This window comes from Actinoplanes sp. GCM10030250 (genome assembly GCF_042666575.1).
GTDB lineage: Bacteria > Actinomycetota > Actinomycetes > Mycobacteriales > Micromonosporaceae > Actinoplanes.
The window spans coordinates 36,903-56,562 of the sequence record NZ_JBHTDO010000029.1 but is presented as its reverse complement, the minus strand read 5'-3'; the positions used below and the strand labels follow the sequence as shown (position 1 = coordinate 56,562).

General features: G+C 70.2%; 18 protein-coding genes and 1 riboswitch. Of the genes, 9 read left to right on the top strand and 9 right to left on the bottom strand.

Going from position 1 to position 19,660, the window contains the following annotated elements; translation table 11 throughout:
• Positions 1-38: 38 nt before the first annotated feature.
• A complete protein-coding gene (locus ACFQV6_RS30895; protein WP_378031153.1) occupies positions 39-602 on the bottom strand; it encodes a dihydrofolate reductase family protein in 564 nt (187 codons plus the stop codon).
• A 238-nt stretch (positions 603-840) separates the two neighbouring features.
• Here ACFQV6_RS30895 and ACFQV6_RS30890 point away from each other — a divergent pair, with 238 nt between their 5' ends.
• Positions 841-2,022 (top strand): GNAT family N-acetyltransferase, encoded by a 1,182-nt coding sequence (locus ACFQV6_RS30890; RefSeq protein WP_378031152.1) that lies wholly within the window; start codon positions 841-843, stop codon positions 2,020-2,022.
• Positions 2,023-2,159: 137 nt separating this feature from the next.
• Here ACFQV6_RS30890 and ACFQV6_RS30885 read toward each other — a convergent pair whose 3' ends face one another.
• Positions 2,160-2,732 carry a TIGR03086 family metal-binding protein gene (locus tag ACFQV6_RS30885; RefSeq protein WP_378031151.1) on the bottom strand — a complete coding sequence of 191 codons (573 nt, stop codon included), beginning with the start codon at positions 2,730-2,732 and terminating at the stop codon, positions 2,160-2,162.
• A gap of 97 nt (positions 2,733-2,829) precedes the next feature.
• Here ACFQV6_RS30885 and ACFQV6_RS30880 point away from each other — a divergent pair, with 97 nt between their 5' ends.
• On the top strand, positions 2,830-4,716 hold the full coding sequence (locus ACFQV6_RS30880) for a tetratricopeptide repeat protein (RefSeq protein WP_378031150.1): 1,887 nt from the start codon (positions 2,830-2,832) through the stop codon (positions 4,714-4,716).
• Positions 4,717-5,124: 408 nt separating this feature from the next.
• Entirely contained in the window at positions 5,125-6,498 is a 1,374-nt protein-coding gene (locus ACFQV6_RS30875) for an amino acid permease (RefSeq protein WP_378031149.1), read from the top strand.
• On the opposite strand, the gene ACFQV6_RS30870 is transcribed toward ACFQV6_RS30875, so the two are convergent.
• Positions 6,481-6,921, bottom strand: coding sequence for a suppressor of fused domain protein (locus tag ACFQV6_RS30870; protein WP_378031148.1), 441 nt, complete (start codon positions 6,919-6,921; stop codon positions 6,481-6,483). The genes ACFQV6_RS30875 and ACFQV6_RS30870 overlap by 18 nt on opposite strands.
• Before the next feature lie 114 nt (positions 6,922-7,035).
• Positions 7,036-7,186: riboswitch (adenosylcobalamin (AdoCbl) riboswitch) on the top strand.
• A 7-nt stretch (positions 7,187-7,193) separates the two neighbouring features.
• Between ACFQV6_RS30870 and ACFQV6_RS30865 the strand changes: the two genes are divergently transcribed.
• Together ACFQV6_RS30865 and ACFQV6_RS30860 are read left to right on the top strand one after the other, a co-directional pair.
• Entirely contained in the window at positions 7,194-7,391 is a 198-nt protein-coding gene (locus tag ACFQV6_RS30865) for a CbtB domain-containing protein (RefSeq protein ID WP_378031147.1), read from the top strand.
• Positions 7,382-8,137, top strand: coding sequence for a CbtA family protein (locus ACFQV6_RS30860; RefSeq protein WP_378031146.1), 756 nt, complete (start codon positions 7,382-7,384; stop codon positions 8,135-8,137). Before ACFQV6_RS30865 ends, ACFQV6_RS30860 begins: the two co-directional genes overlap by 10 nt.
• A 49-nt stretch (positions 8,138-8,186) precedes the next feature.
• On the opposite strand, the gene ACFQV6_RS30855 is transcribed toward ACFQV6_RS30860, so the two are convergent.
• A complete protein-coding gene (locus tag ACFQV6_RS30855) occupies positions 8,187-9,020 on the bottom strand; it encodes a nitroreductase/quinone reductase family protein (RefSeq protein WP_378031145.1) in 834 nt (277 codons plus the stop codon).
• A 629-nt stretch (positions 9,021-9,649) separates the two neighbouring features.
• Here ACFQV6_RS30855 and ACFQV6_RS30850 point away from each other — a divergent pair.
• On the top strand, positions 9,650-11,602 hold the full coding sequence (locus ACFQV6_RS30850) for a GTP-binding protein (protein ID WP_378031144.1): 1,953 nt from the start codon (positions 9,650-9,652) through the stop codon (positions 11,600-11,602).
• Between the two features lie 200 nt (positions 11,603-11,802).
• Here ACFQV6_RS30850 and ACFQV6_RS30845 read toward each other — a convergent pair whose 3' ends face one another.
• A complete protein-coding gene (locus tag ACFQV6_RS30845) occupies positions 11,803-12,945 on the bottom strand; it encodes a phosphotransferase family protein (protein ID WP_378031143.1) in 1,143 nt (380 codons plus the stop codon).
• On the opposite strand from ACFQV6_RS30845, the gene ACFQV6_RS30840 reads away from it, so the two are divergent.
• Entirely contained in the window at positions 12,939-13,988 is a 1,050-nt protein-coding gene (locus tag ACFQV6_RS30840) for a DUF4037 domain-containing protein (protein WP_378031142.1), read from the top strand. The two genes, ACFQV6_RS30845 and ACFQV6_RS30840, sit on opposite strands and share 7 nt — an antisense overlap.
• 121 nt (positions 13,989-14,109) lie before the next feature.
• Here ACFQV6_RS30840 and ACFQV6_RS30835 read toward each other — a convergent pair whose 3' ends face one another.
• Positions 14,110-14,967: a DMT family transporter gene (locus ACFQV6_RS30835; protein ID WP_378031141.1), complete on the bottom strand. Its 858-nt coding sequence runs from the start codon at positions 14,965-14,967 to the stop codon at positions 14,110-14,112.
• Between the two features lie 68 nt (positions 14,968-15,035).
• On the opposite strand from ACFQV6_RS30835, the gene ACFQV6_RS30830 reads away from it, so the two are divergent.
• Complete coding sequence (locus tag ACFQV6_RS30830) at positions 15,036-15,917, top strand: LysR family transcriptional regulator (RefSeq protein ID WP_378031140.1); 882 nt, start codon at positions 15,036-15,038, stop codon at positions 15,915-15,917.
• On the top strand, positions 15,914-16,306 hold the full coding sequence (locus tag ACFQV6_RS30825) for an MmcQ/YjbR family DNA-binding protein (protein WP_378031139.1): 393 nt from the start codon (positions 15,914-15,916) through the stop codon (positions 16,304-16,306). Before ACFQV6_RS30830 ends, ACFQV6_RS30825 begins: the two co-directional genes overlap by 4 nt.
• Here the strand turns inward: ACFQV6_RS30825 and ACFQV6_RS30820 are convergent.
• Genes ACFQV6_RS30820 through ACFQV6_RS30810 form a run of 3 tightly spaced genes read right to left on the bottom strand, consistent with a single transcriptional unit; the run spans position 16,303 to position 19,658 of the window.
• A complete protein-coding gene (locus ACFQV6_RS30820) occupies positions 16,303-17,001 on the bottom strand; it encodes a MarC family protein (protein WP_378031138.1) in 699 nt (232 codons plus the stop codon). The genes ACFQV6_RS30825 and ACFQV6_RS30820 overlap by 4 nt on opposite strands.
• A 1-nt stretch (position 17,002) precedes the next feature.
• Positions 17,003-18,244, bottom strand: coding sequence for an arginine deiminase (gene arcA, locus ACFQV6_RS30815; RefSeq protein ID WP_378031137.1), 1,242 nt, complete (start codon positions 18,242-18,244; stop codon positions 17,003-17,005).
• Between the two features lie 13 nt (positions 18,245-18,257).
• Positions 18,258-19,658, bottom strand: coding sequence for a basic amino acid/polyamine antiporter (locus ACFQV6_RS30810; protein ID WP_378031136.1), 1,401 nt, complete (start codon positions 19,656-19,658; stop codon positions 18,258-18,260).
• Positions 19,659-19,660: the final 2 nt, after the last annotated feature.

Below are 19,660 nucleotides of genomic sequence, written 5' to 3'. Positions count from 1 at the left end.
CGGCGGGGCGGCTCACGAGCCCGGGATCCGGCCCGTGCTCAGCGCCTCGTGTCGTATCGGGTCAATATCACGCCGCCGGGAAACGTCCGCGTTTCCACCAGGTTCAGGTTCACCCAGCTGTCCAGGGCCGTGAAGAACGGCGTGCCGCCGCCCAGCAGGGCCGGTGCGGTGAGCAGCACGTACTCGTCGATCAGGCCGGCCCGCATGGCCGCCGCGGCGAGGGTGGCACCGCCGATGTCCATGGGGCCGCCGTCCCCGGCCTTGAGCCGGGTCATCTCGGTGACCGCGTCGCCGGTGACCAGGCGGGTGTTCCAGTCGACGGTGGTGGCCGTCGAGGAGAACACCACCTTCGGCATGTCCCGCCAGCGGCGGGCGTACTCGATGTGCGCCGGTGTGGCGCCCGGCTGCTGGTCGGCGGTCGGCCAGTGGGAGCTCATCCCCTCCCACAGTTTGCGCCCGTACAGCGCCAGGCTGGTCGCACCCACCCGGTCGGACCACCACTGGAACAGCTCGTCGCTCGGCACGCTCCAGCCGAGGTCGCCGCCGGGCGCGGCGATGTAGCCGTCCAGGCTCACGTTCATGGCGAAGATCAGTTTCCGCATCGTGTCAGCCTCCTCCTGTAAGTCGATCTCCCAGGTACAGACGGGCACGGCGCGGAAACCTGATCGGTGCGATCTGCAGCCTCCTCCACACACAACATAACTGTCATTATGATGCATCGACGTTTTGTCCGATTCTGACGTCTGGACCGATTGATGGATTACCGGTAATCGCAATCCGGTAATGCCCTCAGCAGAAGCCCGTTGCCGGGCGCACACGCCGACTTCTAACCTGCGCCGGGTGCACACTCGACACACCGACCGGCTCCGCCTCGAACCCATCAGCCCCGGCCACGCCGGCGACCTCTGGCTGGTCTTCCAGGACAAGCACATCGCCCACTGGTACGGCGGCCCCTGGACCCGCCAGGACGCCGCCGGCTACGCCGCCACCTCAGCGGCCTGCTGGCAGCGCGACGGTGTGCACAAATGGCTCGCCTACCACCGCGACACCGGCGAGGTCGTCGGCCGTGGCGGGCTCTCCCGCACCGAGGTCACCGGGCAGGAGCGGCTGGAGGTCGGCTGGGCGATCCGCGAACCGTTCCGGGGCCAGGGATACGCCACCGAGATCGGCCGGGCCGGGCTCGACCTCGCCTTCGGTGACCTGGGCGCCGACGAGGTGATCGCCTTCACCGAACACCACAACGACCGGTCCCGGGCGGTCATGCACCGGCTCGGCATGCACTACGACGGTGAACGCGGTCTGCCCTCCCACGGCGACACCCCGTTCGCGTTCTACCGGGCACGACCCCCGTCGGTCGAGGCCAACGGCATCAGGCTCACCCACCGTGTCGCCGGCGACCCCGCCCACCCGCCGATGGTGCTGCTGCACGGGCTCGGTGACAGCAGGCACGACTGGCAGCCCGTCCTGCCCGCGCTCGCCGAAACCTTCCGGGTCCACGCCCTCGACCTGCGCGGGCACGGCGGCAGCGACCGCCCCGGCGCGTACTCCTTCGCACTCATGCGCGACGACGTCCTCGGCTACCTCGACACCATGGGCATCGAACGGTGCGTGCTCGCCGGCCACTCGATGGGCGCGGTCGTCGCCACCCTGGTCGCCGAGGCCGCACCGCACCGCCTCACCCGGCTGATCCTGGAGGACGCGACACCGCCCCGCCCGGGCGACCTCGACCGTCCCCCGATGACCGATCCTGATCTGCCCGAGGTGGTCAACCCGATCCGCGCGCAGCTCACCAGCCCCGACCCCGCCTGGTGGGAGGCGACAGCAACGATCCGCACTCCCACCCTGATCATCGGCGGGTCCGGCAGCCCGCTGCCACACCACCTGCTCACCGCCACCGCGGACCGGATGCCCGACGCCACGCTCGTCACCATCACCGCCGGCCACCACGTCCACCGCGACAACCCGGCCGGCTTCCTCACCGCCGTCAGCCAATTCCTGCAGAACGACGAGAGCGACGCCTGACTGCCGCGAGCCGAACCCCGACCATCGCCGGCCGCGGGCTTGCCGCATCACCTGCGGCCTTTCTGAAAACCCTTTTTCGTACGACCGAACCCGCCCCGCCGCCCGGAAAAACGTCGATCATCGCGCCCGGGGCATTCTCAGGAGGCCGGCTTCCACCCCGGGTCCCGGCCCGTCTTGGCCAGCAGCACACCGAACCGGTCAGCCCCCTCCGGCGCCGCCACCTCCGGACCGAAAGCGCCCATCTTGCGCCCCGTCTCCCCCATCACGTCGAGGAACTCGCCCGTCGCCGCCAGCAGAGCCGGATCCACCTCGTACGCCTGCCCCGTCGCCGTGGCCAGGTCCCACGAGTGCACCACCAGGTCCGCCACCAGCATCTGACCGACCGTCCGCTGCGGCAGCCCCATCCCCGGCGACACCCCGTCGAGCGCCTGCGGGTCGGCCCACGCCGAACTCAGCGCGGCCAGGTCCCCGGCGATCTCCTCGCGCCACTCGCCGCTGAGCCGGTCCGAGCCGGCCGTCCAGTCGACGTCCTTGCGGTGCGCCAGCGCTTCGAAGTTCCGGGTCACCTGCAGCAGATGGTTCAGCAGGTCACGCACCTGGAACTCGGTGCACGGCGTCGGCTCGTCCAGCTGGTCGTCGCGGACACCGCGAACCACACCGGTCACCACGGGTGCCGCGGTCTCGAGCAATTCACTGATCTCAGTAGACACCCGGACAGCGTACGGACGCGGCCACGGCCTGGCCAGCACGGTCATCCGGTCGGGCGGCTTCCCTCAGGTACGCCGGGCCGGTGCCGACTGTCGGCGCATGTCGCGTACCGATCATGTCGCCAGTGACCTCGACGCCCTCGTCCCCGTGGCCGAGCAACACGCCTGGATGGCCTCGGCGCCGGCCGACACGCCGGCCGCGGCCCCCGGCGGCCGCGACACCCGCCCGGACAACGAGCAGCAGCCCACCGCCGGCCGGGCCGGGTTCGACCGGCTCGCCGCGGACCCGCGCTTCGACGCCATGATCCCGGTCCTGCGCCGCTACCTGGCCCGGACGATCCCGTTCCCGCGGCGCACCGAGTTGTCCCGCTGGTCGGTCAGCGCCAGCACCGGCAAGAACTTGGTCACCGTCACCGTGCACTCCCAGGAAACCCTCTCCGCGTACGCCCCCGCCGGCCAGCCGCACCGCACGATCTTCGCCCTGCACGTCGACGCGGCGGCCCTGCACCGCCGCTGGTCGACCCCGGAACGGCTCGCCGGGGCCTTCCCGGCGGTCTTCTTCGAACAGACCCGCCCCGGCCTGCTGCGCCTGGAGGTCGAAGGGGCCCGCACCCTGATGCGGCTGCTCGACGTCGACGGCGTCGTCGACGCGGCCCGCCGCCTCAACCTCGACATGATGCGCCGCGGCCCCGCCGTACCGTGGCGCACCCACCACGCCGGCCTCGCCGACCGGCTCCTGGAACCGGCCACCGAACCGGCCGGCGCCCCGTTCCCGCTCGGCCTGTTCTGGGACCGGCTCGGCGACGTCCCCCGCGCCGAACACCACTACCGGCTGGCCGGCGGCGCCGAAGCCGCCTTCCGCCTCGGCGAACTGCTGATCGAACGCGGCGACGCCGGCGCCGCCCAGCCCTGCTACGAGCAGGCCGCCGCCGGCGGCTACCACGGGGTGCGCCGCCCACCGCGGGCCGCCGACACCCACGCCAACACCCGATGGGGCCGGCACTGCTCCGACAGCGGCGCACCGGCCGACGCCGCCTGGTACTTCAAGCTCGCCGCCGAGGGCGGCGCCTCCCAGGCGTACGTCAGCCTCGGTGACGTCTTCACCCAGCTGGGAGAGTTCGACCGGGCCAAGAGCGCCTACCGCAGCGCCGCCGCCTGCGGCCACCGCGCCGGCTGGTACGGCCTGGCCCGCGTCCACGACGCCGCCGGCGAAACCACCGTGGCGCAATCCTGGTACCGGCGCGCCGCCGAAGCCGGCCACCCGGCGGCGATGGTCGAGACCGGCTGGGCCCACGAGAGCCGCGGCGAACTGCCCCAGGCCGAGATCTGGTACCGGCGCGGCGTACGGGCCGGCGACCTCGACGCCCTCGTCCAGCTCGGTGACCTGCTCGCCCGCCGCGGCGACACCGCCGGCGCCGCCGCCTGCTACCAGCGCGCGATCCGCCGCGGCAGCGGCGCCGGCCTGGTCGGCCTCGGCATCCTGCACGAGAACGACGGCGAACACACCGAGGCGGAGGCCTGCTACCGGCGGGCCCTCGACCGCGGCCGCACCCAGGCGCTGAACAACCTCGGCACCCTCTACACCGGGCAGGGCGACCTGAAGCGGGCCAAGGCCTGCTTCCGCGACGCCGTCACCGCCGGCCACTCCGACGGCCACCTGCACCTCGGCGACCTGCTCGACGAACAGGGCCAGCACGACGCCGCCGAACGGCAGTACCGGCAAGCCGCAGCGGCCGGCAACCACCAGGCCGTCGCCCGCCTCGGCACCCACTACCTGCACCTCGGCGAACTGGACGCGGCCGAGCCCCTGCTGCGGGTCGCCGCCGGCACCGCCGACCCCGCGGCGATGTACGACCTGAGCCTGCTGCTGCACCAGCGCGGCCTGCCGGACGAGGCACAGACCTGGCTGCACCGCGCCGCACAGGCCGGCCACACCCCCGCCCTGGAACACCGGAGCCACCAGCTGATCGCCTCCGTGCCCGCCTGACCCCCGCGCCGCAGCCCCAGATATATCGGCCGCCCTGGATGCGATCACGGCCGTGACGTGATAGTCCGAGAGGGCGACCCGGTCCCGCACGGTTCGGGTCGCCCGTTCGCGGGCCGGGCGCCCCCTCCCGCCCGGGCCCCGCGAACGGCGCCACCCCGGCTGGTTCCCAGCACTGCCTCACGTCCGTTCCAGGCAGTGCTGGGAACCAGCCGGATCTGACCGCCCGGCAGAACCGGGAGCCGGCCGCGAACGGTGGGTGGCGTCCGGTGGGCGGGTGCTTTCAGGCGTACGGAAAAAGGTTCTGGGAACCGACGAAGCCGGCGGGGGCGCCGCGGCATGGAGGGGCAGGGGGCCGGCCGGCAGTGATGCTGGAAGGGAAGCGGGATGAGCCTTGGCCAAGGATCGGGGATGTTCCGGCGTAAGCCGGTCGAAACAATCGAGGAACCGGGAGAGAGTGGGCTCTCCCGGACGCTGGGACTGTGGCAGCTCACCGCCATCGGGGTGGGCGGAATCATCGGAGCCGGAATCTTCGCACTGGCCGGAGCGGTGGCGAACGAAACCGCCGGGCCAGCCGTCCTGATCTCATTCCTGCTGGCGGGCATCGCCAGCGCGGCAGCGGCGCTCTCCTACGCCGAATTCGCCGGGCTCATCCCGAAAGCGGGATCGGCCTACACCTACGGATATGCGGTCCTCGGCGAAGTGGTCGGCTGGTTCATCGGCTGGGACCTGCTGCTGGAATACACGGCCATCGTCGCCGTCGTCGCGATCGGCATCTCCGGCTACTTCAACTTCCTGATCGGCGAACTCGGCGCTGACCTGCCCGCCTGGATGCTCGGCGCACCAGGAACCGGCGACGGGCACGTGATCGACCTGTTCGCCGTGCTGCTCTGCCTGTTCATCGCATTCCTGCTGAACCAGGGAATCCGCACCGCCGCCCGATTCGAAACCATCGTCGTGGTCATCAAAGTCATCGTGGTGCTGGTGGTCATCGGAGTCGGCGTCTTCTACGTCAACACGGCCAACTACAACCCGTTCTTCCCCTTCGGCGTCAGCGGAGCAGTCACCGGAGCCGCGACAGTATTCTTCGCCGTCTTCGGATACGACGCGATGAGCACCGCCGCGGAAGAAGCCAAGGACGCCCGGCGGCATCTGCCGAAGGCCATCATCTACTCACTGATAATTTCCATGATCCTGTACGTGCTGGCGACGCTCGTCCTGACCGGAATGCAGAACTACCGTGACATCAACCCGACCAGCGGATTCTCCTCGGCATTCGAATCCGTCGGCCTCTCCGGACTGGCCAGCGTGATCGCCGTCGGAGCCATCATCGGCATCCTCACCGTCATGTTCACCTTCGCCCTCGGCGTCACCCGCGTCTGGTACGCGATGAGCCGCGACGGGCTCCTGCCGTCCTGGTTCGCCAAACTGCACCCGGTCCGGCGGGTACCGTCCCGGGTCACCTGGATCGTCGGCGTCGCCTCAGCGGTCATCGCCGGGTTCCTGCCGATCCGCGAAGCAGCCGAACTCACCAACATCGGGATCCTGCTCGCGTTCGTCGTGGTCTGCGTCGCCGTGATCGTGCTCCGCTACCGCCAGCCGGACCTGCCCCGCACCTTCAAGGTGCCCGGCATGCCCGTCGTGCCGATCCTCGGCATCGTCTTCTCCCTCTGGCTGATCACCTTCCTCGACCCGGTCACCTGGCTGCGCTTCGCCGTCTGGTTCCTGATCGGAGCGATCGTGTACTTCGCCTACGGCCGCAAGCACTCACTGCTCAACACGTAGGAACACGACCCGGCCGTTCGGGGTGCGGATCTCACCCAGCAGCGGATCACGGCTGATCCGCACCCGGCCGGAGTCGATGGTCACCTCGTCACCGTCCTCCAGCAGGACACCCCGGCCGTTCACATGCTCGGCCACCCGGCTCAGCACCGTGAACGCCTGGCGCGGCAACTCCCCACCGGGGACCCGCATGGTCAGCTCGAACCCCCAGCCCGACCAGTCCGGATCGTCGTCCTCCGACTTGGCGCCCAGCTCGGACAGTCCATAAGTGACAACATGCCAGTAGCCGCCGTCCGCAAACGCGGAACAGCCGTGCAAGCCGCCGGCGGTGGCCGGCGCGAAAGTGACGTGCTGGGCCGCCATGCCGGGGTAACGGCGCTCAAGCGCGGCATCAAGGGCGTCGCGGCCGGGTGTGGTGCTGGTCACTGCGGCATTATGCCCCGCTGTTGATCAACAGGTGGGTAGCGGTCTCACCTGGTGGCGCAAACGCCCCCGGGCCCGGCCGGCGCGGTTGTGCCCGCCCAGCCCCGGCCGTTAGGTTGTGGGAACAAATCTGCGGCGTCGCGAGAGAAACCGGTGAGAATCCGGTGCGGTCGCGCCACTGTGAACCGGACCCGCGAGGGCCGGGAAGTCAGGACGCTCACGCGTCGCAGGCCCCATCGATCGGGACGCGTCATCCCGTAGGAGGTTCACTCACCGTGCCCAAGGCCCACACCGCCGTCGCCGCACCGGCAGTCACCCCCAAACTCCTCGCCACCGCAGCCGGAATCACCGGCCTCATGCTGCTGCTCGCCTACCTGGTCGCCTTCGACCAGGGTGCCGTCTCCCAGAGCGGCATGTTCCTCCACGAGCTCATGCACGACGGCCGCCACCTGCTCGGTGTTCCGTGCCACTGAGGCTCATCGTTCGTGGCCTGCTCGCCGGGCTGATCGCGGGACTCCTCGCCGGGGGCTTCGCCTACGTGTTCGGCGAACCGCACGTGGACGCGGCCATCGCCATCGAGGAAGCGGCCGCCCACGCCGGTGGCGAGGTGTCGCATCACGAAGAGGAACTGGTCAGCCGGGGTACCCAGTCCGGCGCCGGACTGTTCCTCGCCACCGGGCTCTACGGGCTGGCGCTCGGCGGGATCTTCGCCATCGCGTACACACTGTTGCGGCGCCGGCTGCGGGTGGCCAGCGATGCCCGGGCCGCCCTCGGGCTGGCAGCGGGGACACTGCTCGGGTTCGTAGTGGTGCCGTTCCTCAAGTACCCGGCCAACCCGCCCGCTGTGGGTGACCCGGCGACCATCGACCAGCGGACCATCGCGTACCTGGCGGTGGTGGTTCTCGGGCTGGTGGCGGTGTGGGCCGGGGTGCTCGCGGCCCGGACACAGGCTGCCGAATGGCGGCGGGCTGTCGCCGGGGCTGGCGGGTTCCTGGTGGTGGTTGTGGTGGCGTACCTGCTGCTGCCCACGTTCGACGAAGTGCCGCAGACGTTCCCGGCGACGCTGCTGTGGGACTTCCGGATCTCGTCGCTAGGAACCCAGGTTGTGCTGTGGAGCGTGCTGGGGCTGACCTTCGCGGGAATGCTGTCGACCGTTCGTTCCCGGACCGGGTCGCCCGCTGCACCCGCTTCGCCTGCTGGGGCCGACAGCCTGGTCTGACTGATCCGGGAAAAGGGGGCGGCCCCTCGTCGGCCGCCCCCTTTTCCCGTTAAACGGCGTCGAGGACCGGGATCAAGGCGGTCTCCTCGCGGTCGAGGTGAGACTCGAGTTCCGTGGCGAGACGATCCACCTCGGCGGAAAGGGTCTCCCGGGGCAGATCGGCGTCGCCGAGAACCTCCAGCATGCGACCGATCAGCGCGGCGATCTTCTCGTGCTCGGTGCGCAACTCCCGCACCACCGGGGCCAGATCCGGGCGGTGATACTCCAGGCCCGGGAACATGCCCTCATCCTCACGTACGTGATGACCGTGCAGGCCGGCGCAGAGACTGAGACAGTTCACCCGCAGCTGAGCCCCCAGCACCGGCCCCGACCTGGCCACCTCCGCACGAATCAGGGACAACTCCCGGCGGAACGCATCATGCACCAGCTTCAGCATCCCGCCCGGCGTGGCGGCATCCGTCCGCGGCGGACCCGGGATCGCGGTCAGCGCCACGACCGGCAGCGCACGCCCGGACTGCCTCTCGTAGTCAGCCCATCCCGCATCCCCCTCGACGGCGCGAGCGAACGCCCGGTCCCGTTCCGCACCGTCGAGAACCGTGGCCCTCGCCTCGTACGTGAACGTGCCGTCCTCAACGGTGACAACCGGGTTGGCGAGCAGATTGTGGAACCAGGCCGGGTGCCGGGGCGAACCACCCGCCGACCCGATGACCAGGATGCGCTCACCACCGTCGGGCAGATAGCCGAGCGGCACGGTGTGCGGCTGTCCGGACTTGGCGCCGGTGGTGGTCACCAGAACCAGCCGGCCACCCTCGAACATGCCACCCACGATGCCGTGGTTGGCCCGGAACTCTTCGATGACAGGGACGTTGAATTCGTTCGGCATACTCAACTTTCGGATATTTCGGGCACGGAAAAGGACTGTGCGGCCCCTTGGTGAGGGCCTGGAGTTTGTGGGGCTCAGGAGTTTGTGCGGCACAGGTGACGGCTCGGGCGCTCCGGTGCATGCGGCGGCTCAAGCAAAACAGCAGCGGCGATCCGCTCGAAGGCGGCAGCGAAGGTGCCCAGCTGCACTGAGGTTGCGGCCAAGCGAAGACGGAGAGCGGCGGAGCACGGGCAGCGGGCGACCGGGGCGGCCGCCGGGCGATCACGCGCCGGCCGGGTGCCCCACTCGGTAATGGCCAAAGGCCGACCCGGCAGTCACGAACGACACCCTACAACGAGCCCGGCCCTCACCGCTCCCCCATGCGAGACGACCCCGCGAAGGCCAACTGACTTCTTTTCTTGTCGGTCGGCGAAGCCGTCCTTGTTGATTTGGATCGGGTGCGGTTTGCCGCACTACCTCTAAGCCATCCTAGGATGATAGGGGTGGATCCAGAGGTAAATCGGTTGCCCGGAGCAGGCTGCCCTGGTGGGGTGGACATGTCCGAACCCCGAGTGAGAAGAGATCTGAGATGCGAGCTGCGTACATGTCCCGGCCGGAAGGAGTCCGCACCACCATTAAGGACATGACGCTTGTCAATTCTCAATCTCGGCATCCTGGCGCACGTCGACGCCGGTAAGACCAGCCTCACCGAGCGGCTGCTGCACACCGCCGGCATCATCGACCACCTCGGCAGCGTGGACGACGGCAGCACCCAGACCGACACACTCGAACTGGAGCGCCGCCGCGGCATCACGATCAAGTCGGCTGTGGTGTCGTTTCCGCTGCTCGGCCGTACCGTCAACCTGATCGACACCCCCGGCCACCCGGACTTCATCGCCGAGGTGGAACGGGTCCTCGGCGTCCTCGACGGGGCCGTCCTGGTGATCTCCGCGGTCGAGGGCGTACAGGCGCAGACCCGCGTCCTCGCCCGCACCCTGCACCGGCTGCGCATACCGACACTGATCTTCGTGAACAAGGTCGACCGGTCCGGCGCCCGCAACACCTGCCTCCTCGACGAGATCGCCGCCCGGATCAGCCCCTCGCTCGTACCGATGAGCACCGTCGACGACCTCGGCACCCGCAACGCCAAGGTGCACGACCAGGTCGACATGCTGCGCCTGGCCGACCACGACGACGAGGTGCTCACCGCCTTCGTCGAGGACCGCCCTCCCCCGCCGCTGCGGGTCCGCGACCGGATCCATCCGGTCTACTTCGGCTCGGCGATCACCGGCGCCGGCATCGACCACCTCGCCCGCGGCATCACCCGGCTGCTGCCGCCGGCGTCCGGCACCCCCGGCGAGCCGGTGTCCGCTGAAGCCTTCAAGGTCGAGCGTGGTCCGGCCGGCGAGAAGCTGGCCTACTTGCGGATGTTCGGCGGCACCCTGCGAGTCCGCGACACGGCCGGTCCGGATCGGATCACCGGCATCGAGGTCTTCACGAACGGCACCGCCCAGAACCGAGCCGCGATCACGGCGGGTGAGATAGGCCGGGTGCGCGGGCTGGGCTCCGTGCGGATCGGTGACACTTTCGGCGTACGCCAAACGCCATCCGACCAAGCCGGATTCGCCCCGCCCAGCCTGGAGACCGCGGTGCTCGCGGCTCGCCGGGGTGAGCGTGGCGCGCTGCACGCGGCCCTGGCAGAACTCGCGGAGCAGGACCCGCTGATCAATTTGCGCCAGGACGACGAGCGTCAGGAGATCTTCGTATCGCTCTACGGCGAGGTGCAGAAGGAGGTACTGGAGGCGACCCTGGCCACGGAGTACGGGCTGGCGGTGACGTTCCGCGAGACGACCACGCTGTGTGTGGAGCGGGTCCTCGGGACCGGCGCGGCAGTGGAGTTCAACAAGGTCGACCCCAACCCGTTCCTGGCAACAGTCGGCCTGCGGGTCGCGCCGGGACCACCGGGTGCCGGTGTGACGTTCGACCTGGCGGTGGAGCCGGGATCGATGCCGCCGGCCTTCTTCACCGCCGTCGAACAGACGGTCCGGGAGACGCTGCGGCAGGGACTGTGCGGATGGCCGGTTCCGGACTGCGCGGTGGTGATGACCCACTCGGGCTACTCGGCGCGCCAGTCACACGCCCACGCGGTCTTCGACAAGAGCATGTCGAGCACGGCCGGCGACTTCCGCAACGTCACGCCCCTCGTACTGATGGAAGCCCTCCAGCGCGCCGGGACCGAGGTGCTGGAGCCGGTACACACCTTCCGCGTAGAGGTACCCGGCGACGCGATCCCAACCCTGCTACCGGTCCTGGCAAGCGTCCGGGCAATCCCGCTGTCCACGGGCTCGGCGGGCGGAGCTTGGGGTGGTGAGGAGGCGGCCGTGGTGGCGGGCGAGATCCCGGCGGCGCGGGTGCACGAGTTGCAGCGCCGGTTGCCCGCCCTGACGCGCGGCGAAGGGGTGCTGGAGAGCGCATTCGCCCGCTACGAGCCGGTGCGCGGAGCACCACCGAAGCGCGCCCGAATCGGCCCCGATCCCCTCGACCGCAAGGAGTACCTGCTACGGGTGCTCCGCCGTGCGGGCGCTCGAGAGGCCAACGGCTGACACCTGCGTCCGCCCCCACTCATCTGTTCTTGGTTCGTCGGCGAAGCCGTCCGTTGGGTTCTCTGGAGGTGCGGCTCGCCGCACTGCCCGTAAGGCATCCTAGGAAGATAGGATTGAAGGCCGAGGCAGGGCGGTGCCCCCGCCGCACCACAGCGGGTCCTGAAGCAGCCGGGGCATTGAAGGCGAGCGGGAGGCGCCGGTCAGACCGAGTCGGCCCAGTCGGCAATCAGCTGGAACATAGGGGTGCGGCCGGCGAACATCTCGGTCCAGTCGCGCTTGTCGTACCCGGTTCCGCGTGGACTGCTCGACGCCGTGCCCAGCATGCGGGGAGCCAACCAGAAGTATTTGGCCGCACCGGTCACCCGGATCGCCCGCCGCACCACGTCCGGCGGGACCACCCCGCGCATCCCGCGCACGTATCCCGCCGTCACCGCCTCGAGCACCTCCCCCAGCTGACCGGCGTCCGCGAGGCCGTCCCAGAACGTGTCCAGCGCCAGGTTCGCCGCGTCCTCGCCGATGGCGCCCGGACCGGCGTACGCCCAGTCGAGCAGGACCGGGCCGCGACCGGAACCGATCAGGTTGAGCGGCCAGACGTCGTGATGGCAGAGGGTGCGCGGCAGAGCGCCGGCGGCCGCCAGAAGCTCGTGCCGCCGCTCCCACATGCGGCGCAGGCCCGCTCGCAACGACGGCGACCAGGCCGCCACCGCGGCCGGATGATCCCAGTCCGCATGCCGCGGTGCCGGCTGCGCCAGCGTGTAGTCCCGCAGAAAATCACGGGCCAGCCAGGCGGTCACCGGCGGCTTCCCGACCCACCCGGCCTGGGCGACACCCATCCGGTACGCGAAATCGCCCAGCTCCACCGCCCCCCACGTCATGCCCGGACTGCCCGCCACATCCTCCAGCCACAGAGCCACCGACCCGTCCGCCCGCTCCGCACGCCCGAAACACTCCGGAGCCGACACCCCACCCTCGGCGAACACCGTCCCCGGCAACCCCACCTCGTACGCCAGCGGCTCCCGCCGCCAGTAGTTGAAGTGCCCCGGCTCGTCACTCGCGGCGAGATGCGCTGCCGCACCCTCTCGCCGCGGCGTAGCGATCTTCACGATCACGCTGGCACCCGGAGCTGAAGTGCCGACGTCGTGCGGAGCCGAGGGTGAGGCCGAGGGTGGGGCCGACGGGGCGGTGCCGACGACACGGCTGTGAGGCGCCGCGGGAGCTTGACCACTGTGCGCGGTAGCGTCTCGGCGTAGTCGCCACACGCCGCCGGTGATCTCGTTCGCCTTGCTGTGCTGGAGTTCGTCGGCGGTCCATCCCGGACGAATGAGATCACTCGGCAATGTCACCGTTCGACGATAGGCCCGCCTTTCTGCCCGGTACCGACCTGGCGCGCCTCTTCTACACCGAAGCCGTCCGGCCGTTGCTCGGCGACCGGCCGCACATCGCCGCGCGGATCGGGCCGGGAAGTGACGTCCTCGGGTACGACACGGCCCGCTCCACCGACCACGACTGGGGCCCGCGCGTCGACCTGTTCCTGACCGGCCCCGGCGACCTGAGCGAGCGGCTCAGCCGTGAACTGCCGCGACGGTTCCGTGGCTGGCCGACGCACTTCGTGCCGCCCGGTGCACGGGTCCGGTCGATGGCCGACACCGACGGGCCGGTCGATCACTATGTGCTGATCCGGGAGCTGCCCGGCTGGCTGGAGTCGCTGCTGGGTTTCGACCCGTCCGCAGCGATCACCCGCCGGGACTGGCTGGCGACGCCGTGGCAGCGGTTCGCCGAGGTCACCGGGGGTGCGGTCTTCCACGACCCGGACGGGACGCTCGGCACGATCCGGTCGCGGCTCGCCTGGTACCCCGAGGACGTCTGGCGGTATGTGCTGGCGAGCCAGTGGGCGCGGATCGGGCAGGAGGAGGCGTTCGTCGGGCGGACCGCGGAAGCGGGTGACGACCTCGGATCCCGGATCATCACCGCCCGCCTGTGCCGGGACGTGGCCCGGTTGCTCCTGCTGCAGGCGCGCCGCTGGCCGCCCTATCAGAAGTGGCTGGGAACGGCGATCAGCACGGACCCGGCGGCGGCCCTGCTGAACGCCGCGATGCGCGCCGGGACCGCCGGCGAGCGTGAGTCGGCACTGTGCGCCGCTTACGAGGAGGCGGGAGCCAGGCAGAACGCCCTCGGCCTGAGCGCGCCGGTGCCGGCGACGCGGCGGCCCTTCTTCGATCGGGGGTACGCCGTGATCGAAGCGGGCCGGTTCGCGGAGGCGCTGCGAGCCGGGATCACGGATCCGGCGCTCGCCGGGCGGCCCCTGACCGGGTCCGTAGACCAGATCTGCGACAACACCGACGTGCTGGAGCGACCCGAGGAGTGCCGCACCCTCATCACCCGATGACCCTCTCCGGATTTCCATGACCCCATGCGAACACGCACCCCCGACAACTTCCGCCGCCGCGGCGGCACGGCAAGAGGCAGACAGCGCAGGCGAGGTGCGAGGCAGAACGGCGGGAAAGGGGTCAACGGGACGAGGACACGGTCAGGGCGTTCACGGCGACCACGATCCCGATCCCCGCCCACTCGTGCCACCGCAGCACCTCCCCCAGCAGCACCAGCCCGGCCATCGCCGCGAACACCGGATGAACACTCATCACGATCCCGAAGAACCGCGCGGGCACCCGGCGCAAGGCAATGAGATCCGCCGCGTACGGGATCACCGACGCCAGAATCCCGGCACCGAACGAGTAGGCCAGCGCCTCCCCCGTGAGCCGCCCCTGCGCCGCGAGCACCAGCACCACCGGCAGATACAGCGAAGCCGACATGGTGGTCGCCGCCGCGAGACCCTGCAACCCGGGGATGCGGGCACCGACCAGGCGGTTGAGCATGATGTACGACGCCCAGCTCGCCGCCGCCACCAGCCCCGCCCCGATGCCGAACCAGTCACTGGCGGCGCTGGGCAGCACCAGCACATAGACCCCGGCCCCCGCACCGAGCGCGCAGAGCAGATCCATCCGGGTACGGGATCCCGCCAGCGCCACCCCGAGCGGCCCGAGGAACTCCAGGGTCACCGCCAGCCCCAGCCCGATCCGGTCGATCGCCGTGTAGATGCCGAGGTTCATGGTCGCGAACACCAGCCCGAGCAGCAGCGTCGGCCACCACTGCCCCCAGGTGAACCGCCGCACGTCGGGACGCACCACCGGCAGCAGGACCGCCGCCGCCACGAACTGCCGGACGGCCACCACCCCGGCCGGCCCGATCATCGGAAAGGCGTGCGCACCGACCGCGGCGCCGACCTGGTTGCTGGCCGCCGCACCCACCATCGTGGCCAGCCCGCCCAGCACACCACTTCTCGCCCGCTCCGGAGACGCCACGCTCATCGCCCCAGTCTCGGCGCGGCGCAACCCGAAGAAAAATACGCCCGGCACAGCACCTATACGCTGAACGCATGAATGTCGAACTCCGCCACCTCAGGTCGCTGGTAGCGGTCATCGACGCGGGAACGTTCACCGACGCCGCGGCGGAACTCGGCGTCTCCCAGGCGGCCGTCTCCCGTACTGTCGCGGCCCTGGAGAGCGCGCTGGGCGTACGCCTGCTGGAAAGAACGACCCGCCACCTCGCCCTCACCGCCACCGGCACCCAGGTCCTCACCGCCGCCCGCCGCGTCCTGGCCGAAATCGCCCACCTGGAGCGCCTCGCCGAGCAGTCCCGCAGCGACGAACTGCGTATCGGCTACGCCTGGGCCGCCCTCGGCAAACACACCCGCCGCCTGCAGCGCACCTGGGCGGCGGCCCGCCCCGGCACTCCCCTCGTCTTCATGCAGGCCGGCACCGTCACGGCGGGTCTCAGCGAAGGCACCGCCGACGTTGCCGTCATCCGCAAGCCGCTCACCGATCCCCGCTTCGCGACCGCCCTGATCGGGACCGAGGGCCGCTGCGCCGCGGTCGCCACCGACAACCCGCTGGCCCGCCGGCGCACCTTGCGCTTCGCCGACCTGGCCCGATACACCGTGGCGATCGACTCCCGGACCGGCACCACCACCCTCGACCTGTGGGAGCCCGGCGCCGGGCCGGCCACCGTCCGCGCCACCCACGGCGTCGACGAGTGGCTGACTCTGATCGCCGCCGGGCAGGCGGTCGGTATCACCTCGGAGGCGACCGCCAACCAGAATCCGCGGCCCGGGGTCGCCTACCGGATGCTGCGGCACGCGCCTCGGATCGAGGTGTGGCTGGCGTGGTGGCGTGACGCTCCCCCGGACGGTCTTGATGATCTGATCCGGCTGAGCAGGGCGGCGTACGACCCCACCGCTGAGGCATCCTCTCAGGGGTGAGCCATCCCATCATGTTCGACGAGGACGATCCGCTGCTGGCGCGCGTACGGGACCTGGCCCTGGCCTTCCCCGACGCGGCCGAGAAGATCTCGCACGGCATCCCGGCGTTCTACACCACCAAGATCTTCGCCTACTACGGCGGCAGCATCAAGGTCGGCGGCGTCTACCAGCGGCACGACCAGTCGCTGCTGGTGTTCCCCGACCCCGAGGAACGGCAGGCGCTGCTCGAGGAGGAACGCTGTTACCTGCCCGCCTACCTCGGGCCGTACGGGTGGGTCGGTGTCGACCTGACCGCGGGCACCGACTGGGACGAGATCCGGGAACTGCTGGACGCGAGCTACCGGCGGACCGCCGGGGCCCGCCGGGTGGCCAGGCTGGACAAGGGTTAGGAATACCAGGCCGAGCGCACCAGGTCGGTGAACCCGTTGGCCAGCAGCACGACGGCGATGGCGGTGAGCAGGATGCCGGCGACCCGGTCGAGGAGCGCGGCCGCCGCCGGCGAGACCCGCCGCTCGACGTGCCCGGACAGATAGAGGGTGACGCCGGTGACCACGGCGTAGGCGACGGCCGCCAGCGAGAGCCAGGCCCGCCCGCTGACGCTGCCGACGTCGGCGGACGCCGCGACGCCGAACGCGAACGTCGTGCCGCCGACGGTCAGCGGAAAGGTGATCGGGGTGAACAGGACCGACCGCGGATCCGGCGCCGACTCCGGGGAGAGGACCTGCGAGGGTCCCGCCGCGGGCACCGGCTCCGCGGAGCCGACAAGCGACGGAGCCGGGGTGGAAGCCGGCACGATGTCGCCCGTCCCGCGCATCAGCGGGACCGAGGCGAAGATCAGCGCGATGCCGCCGGTCGCCGTCAGCGCCGCCGTGCTGATTCCCAGCAGTTCGAGCAGCGGCTCACCCACCCAGATCGCCAGCAGCACGAACACCGTGACGTTGACGACCAGCCCCACCGCCAGGCTCATCTGCTGGCGGTGGTTGTACGGCCGCACGATCGGCAGGTACGACGACAGCGCCGCGACCGGGCTGTAGAGCGCGAACAGTGCCAGGAACAGCACCAGCGCCTCGTACGAGAACGACACCTCAGTAGTCCAGGCCGTCACGGATCAGCGGGCAGGTCATGCAGTGCCCGCCACCGCGGCCGCGGCCCAGTTCCGCGCCGACGATGGTGATCACCTCGATGCCGGCCCGCCGCAGCAGGGTGTTGGTCTGCGTGTTCCGGTCGTAGGTGAAGACCACTCCGGGCTCGACGGCGACCGCGTTGTTGCCGCTGTCCCACTGCTGGCGCTCGGAGGCGTACACGTCCCCGCCTGTCTCGATGACCCGCAGCTCCTTGAGCCCCAGCGAGGAGGCGACCACGTCGGTGAAGGCACGGCCGTCCTCGTCGATCACCTCGACGCCGGGGTCGCGGTCGCTCGGAACCAGCGTGAACGTGTGGACCGCGTCCATGATCGTCGGGTAGAGGGTGACGACGTCGCGGTCGGCGAAGGTGAACACGGTGTCCAGGTGCATCGCGGCCCGCAGCTTCGGCATGCCGGCGACCACGACCTTCTCGGCGGCGCCGGCCTTGAACAGCGACGCGGCGACCTGGGTGATGGCCTGCCGGGAGGTGCGCTCGCTCATACCCACCAGGACGACGCCGTTGCCGACCGGCATCACGTCGCCGCCCTCGAAGGTCGCCATCCCCCACTCCTGCTCGGGGTCACCCCACCACACCGTGTCGTCCTTGAAGTCCGGGTGGTACTGGTAGATCGCCTTCATCAGCAGGGTCTCGTCGTGCCGGGCCGGCCAGTAGAGCGGGTTCAGCGTGACCCCGCCGTAGAGCCAGCAGGTGGTGTCGCGGGTGTAGAGGGTATTGGGCAGCGGCGGCATCAAATACTCACGGACACCGGTCTGCTCGCGGGCGAGGGCCACGTAACCGGAGCGGAAATCATCCGGCAGGTCGCTGGTGGCGAGCCCGCCGATCAGGTATTCGGCGAGCTTGCGCTCCGGGAGCTCGGCGAGGAACGCGCGGGTGTCGCTGAGCAGGCCGAGCCCCACCTCGTTCGCGATGATCTTGCGGTCGAGCAGCCAGTCCTTCGCGCCGGGCAGCGCCATCGTCTCGGCGAGCAGTTCGTGCAGCTCGACGACCTCGACGCCGCGGCCCCGCAGCTTGTTGACGAAGTCGCCGTGGTCGCGCTGCGCGTTCTCCACCCACATGACGTCGTCGAAGAGCAGATCGTCGGCGTTCGTCGGGGTGAGCCTGCGGTGTGCCAGGCCGGGCGCGCACACCAGCACCTTGCGCAGCCGCCCGACTTCCGAGTACACGCCGTGAGTACTGACCATGACAGGGGTCCTTTCAGATGGAGATCCAGCCGGTGGCGAGTGCGACGACACCGGCGACAGCACCGATCACGGAGACGGCGAGGATGACGAGCTCACGGCCGGAGAACAGCCGGCGGCCCTGCTCGCGGCGGGCCTTGACGAACAGCAGGGTGGCCGGGGCGTAGATGATGAACGAGACGAGCAGGAACTTCGGGCCGGCCGCGAACAGCAGGAAGATCGTGTAGACCAGGGCCAGCCCGCCGACGAGCAGGTCACGCGTGCGCCCCTGGGCGATCTTCACGGCGTAGCCGGCGGCGAGGGCGAACGGGATCAGGCTCAGCGCGCTGGTCAGGTCGAGGGCGAAATTGAACGCGTCCTCGGAGAAGTAGGTGACGATCAGGACCACCTGGGTCAGCAGCGTGGTGAGCAGCAGGGCCGCGATCGGGACGTCGGCGGGCGTGATGCGGGCCAGGAAGCGCGGCATGTCGTCGTCCTTGGCCGCGACGTAGAGCACCTCGGCCGCCATCAGCGTCCACGCCAGGTAGGCGCCGAGCACCGACACGACGAGTCCGATACTGACCAGGGCCTTGCCCCAGTCGCCGACGGCCGCCTCGAGGACTCCGCCCATCGAGGGCTGGCGCAGCTGGGCGATCTCGGCGGCGGGCATGATTCCGTACGACACGATCGTCACCGAGGCGAACACGGCGAAGACCGCCAGGAACCCGAGCACCGTGGCGCGCCCGACGTCCTCGCGCCGTTGCGCGTGCCGGGAGTAGACGCTGGCGCCCTCGACACCGAGGAACACGAACACCGTCACCAGCATGGTGCCCTTGACCTGGTCGAACAGCGAACCCATGTCGCCGCCGCCGCGCAGGTTGTCGGCGAACACCGCCGGGTCCAGGGCGAAGAGCGCCAGAAGGACGAAGACCAGGATGGGTACGACCTTCGCGATCGTGACTACCCGATTGATCACCGCGGCGTCCTTGACACCCCGCTGGACCAGGTAGAAGAACACCCAGATGCCGACGGTGGACAGCGCCATGGACAGGACGGTGTCCCCTTCGCCGAATGCCGGGGCCACCGCACCGAGCGTCGACATGATCAGCACCCAGTAGGTCACGTTGCCCACGCAGGCGCTGGCCCAGTAGCCGAACGCGGAGAAGAACCCGAGGTACTCGCCGAAACCGGCTTTGGCGTAGGCGTACACGCCGGCGTCGAGGTCGGGTTTACGGACGGCGAGCGTCTGGAACACGAACGCGAGCATCAGCATGCCGGCACCCGCGATGGACCAGGCGATCAGCGCGCCGAGGATCCCGGTCTCTTGGGCGAAGCGCCGTGGCAGCGAGAACACCCCGGCGCCGACCATCGACCCGACGACCATCGTGGTCATCGTGGCGAACGTCAGTTTCTGGACGTTTGTCGCGGTGGTGGTCACGA

Excerpts from the sequence above, each read along its gene's own strand:
- ACFQV6_RS30895 (WP_378031153.1), bottom strand. The coding sequence starts at position 602 with ATGCGGAAACTGATCTTCGCCATGAACGTGAGCCTGGACGGCTACATC.
- ACFQV6_RS30880 (WP_378031150.1), top strand. The coding sequence starts at position 2,830 with ATGTCGCGTACCGATCATGTCGCCAGTGACCTCGACGCCCTCGTCCCC.
- ACFQV6_RS30875 (WP_378031149.1), top strand. The coding sequence starts at position 5,125 with ATGTTCCGGCGTAAGCCGGTCGAAACAATCGAGGAACCGGGAGAGAGT.
- ACFQV6_RS30855 (WP_378031145.1), bottom strand. The coding sequence starts at position 9,020 with ATGCCGAACGAATTCAACGTCCCTGTCATCGAAGAGTTCCGGGCCAAC.
- ACFQV6_RS30840 (WP_378031142.1), top strand. The coding sequence starts at position 12,939 with ATGTCACCGTTCGACGATAGGCCCGCCTTTCTGCCCGGTACCGACCTG.
- ACFQV6_RS30835 (WP_378031141.1), bottom strand. The coding sequence starts at position 14,967 with ATGAGCGTGGCGTCTCCGGAGCGGGCGAGAAGTGGTGTGCTGGGCGGG.
- ACFQV6_RS30830 (WP_378031140.1), top strand. The coding sequence starts at position 15,036 with ATGAATGTCGAACTCCGCCACCTCAGGTCGCTGGTAGCGGTCATCGAC.
- arcA (WP_378031137.1), bottom strand. The coding sequence starts at position 18,244 with ATGGTCAGTACTCACGGCGTGTACTCGGAAGTCGGGCGGCTGCGCAAG.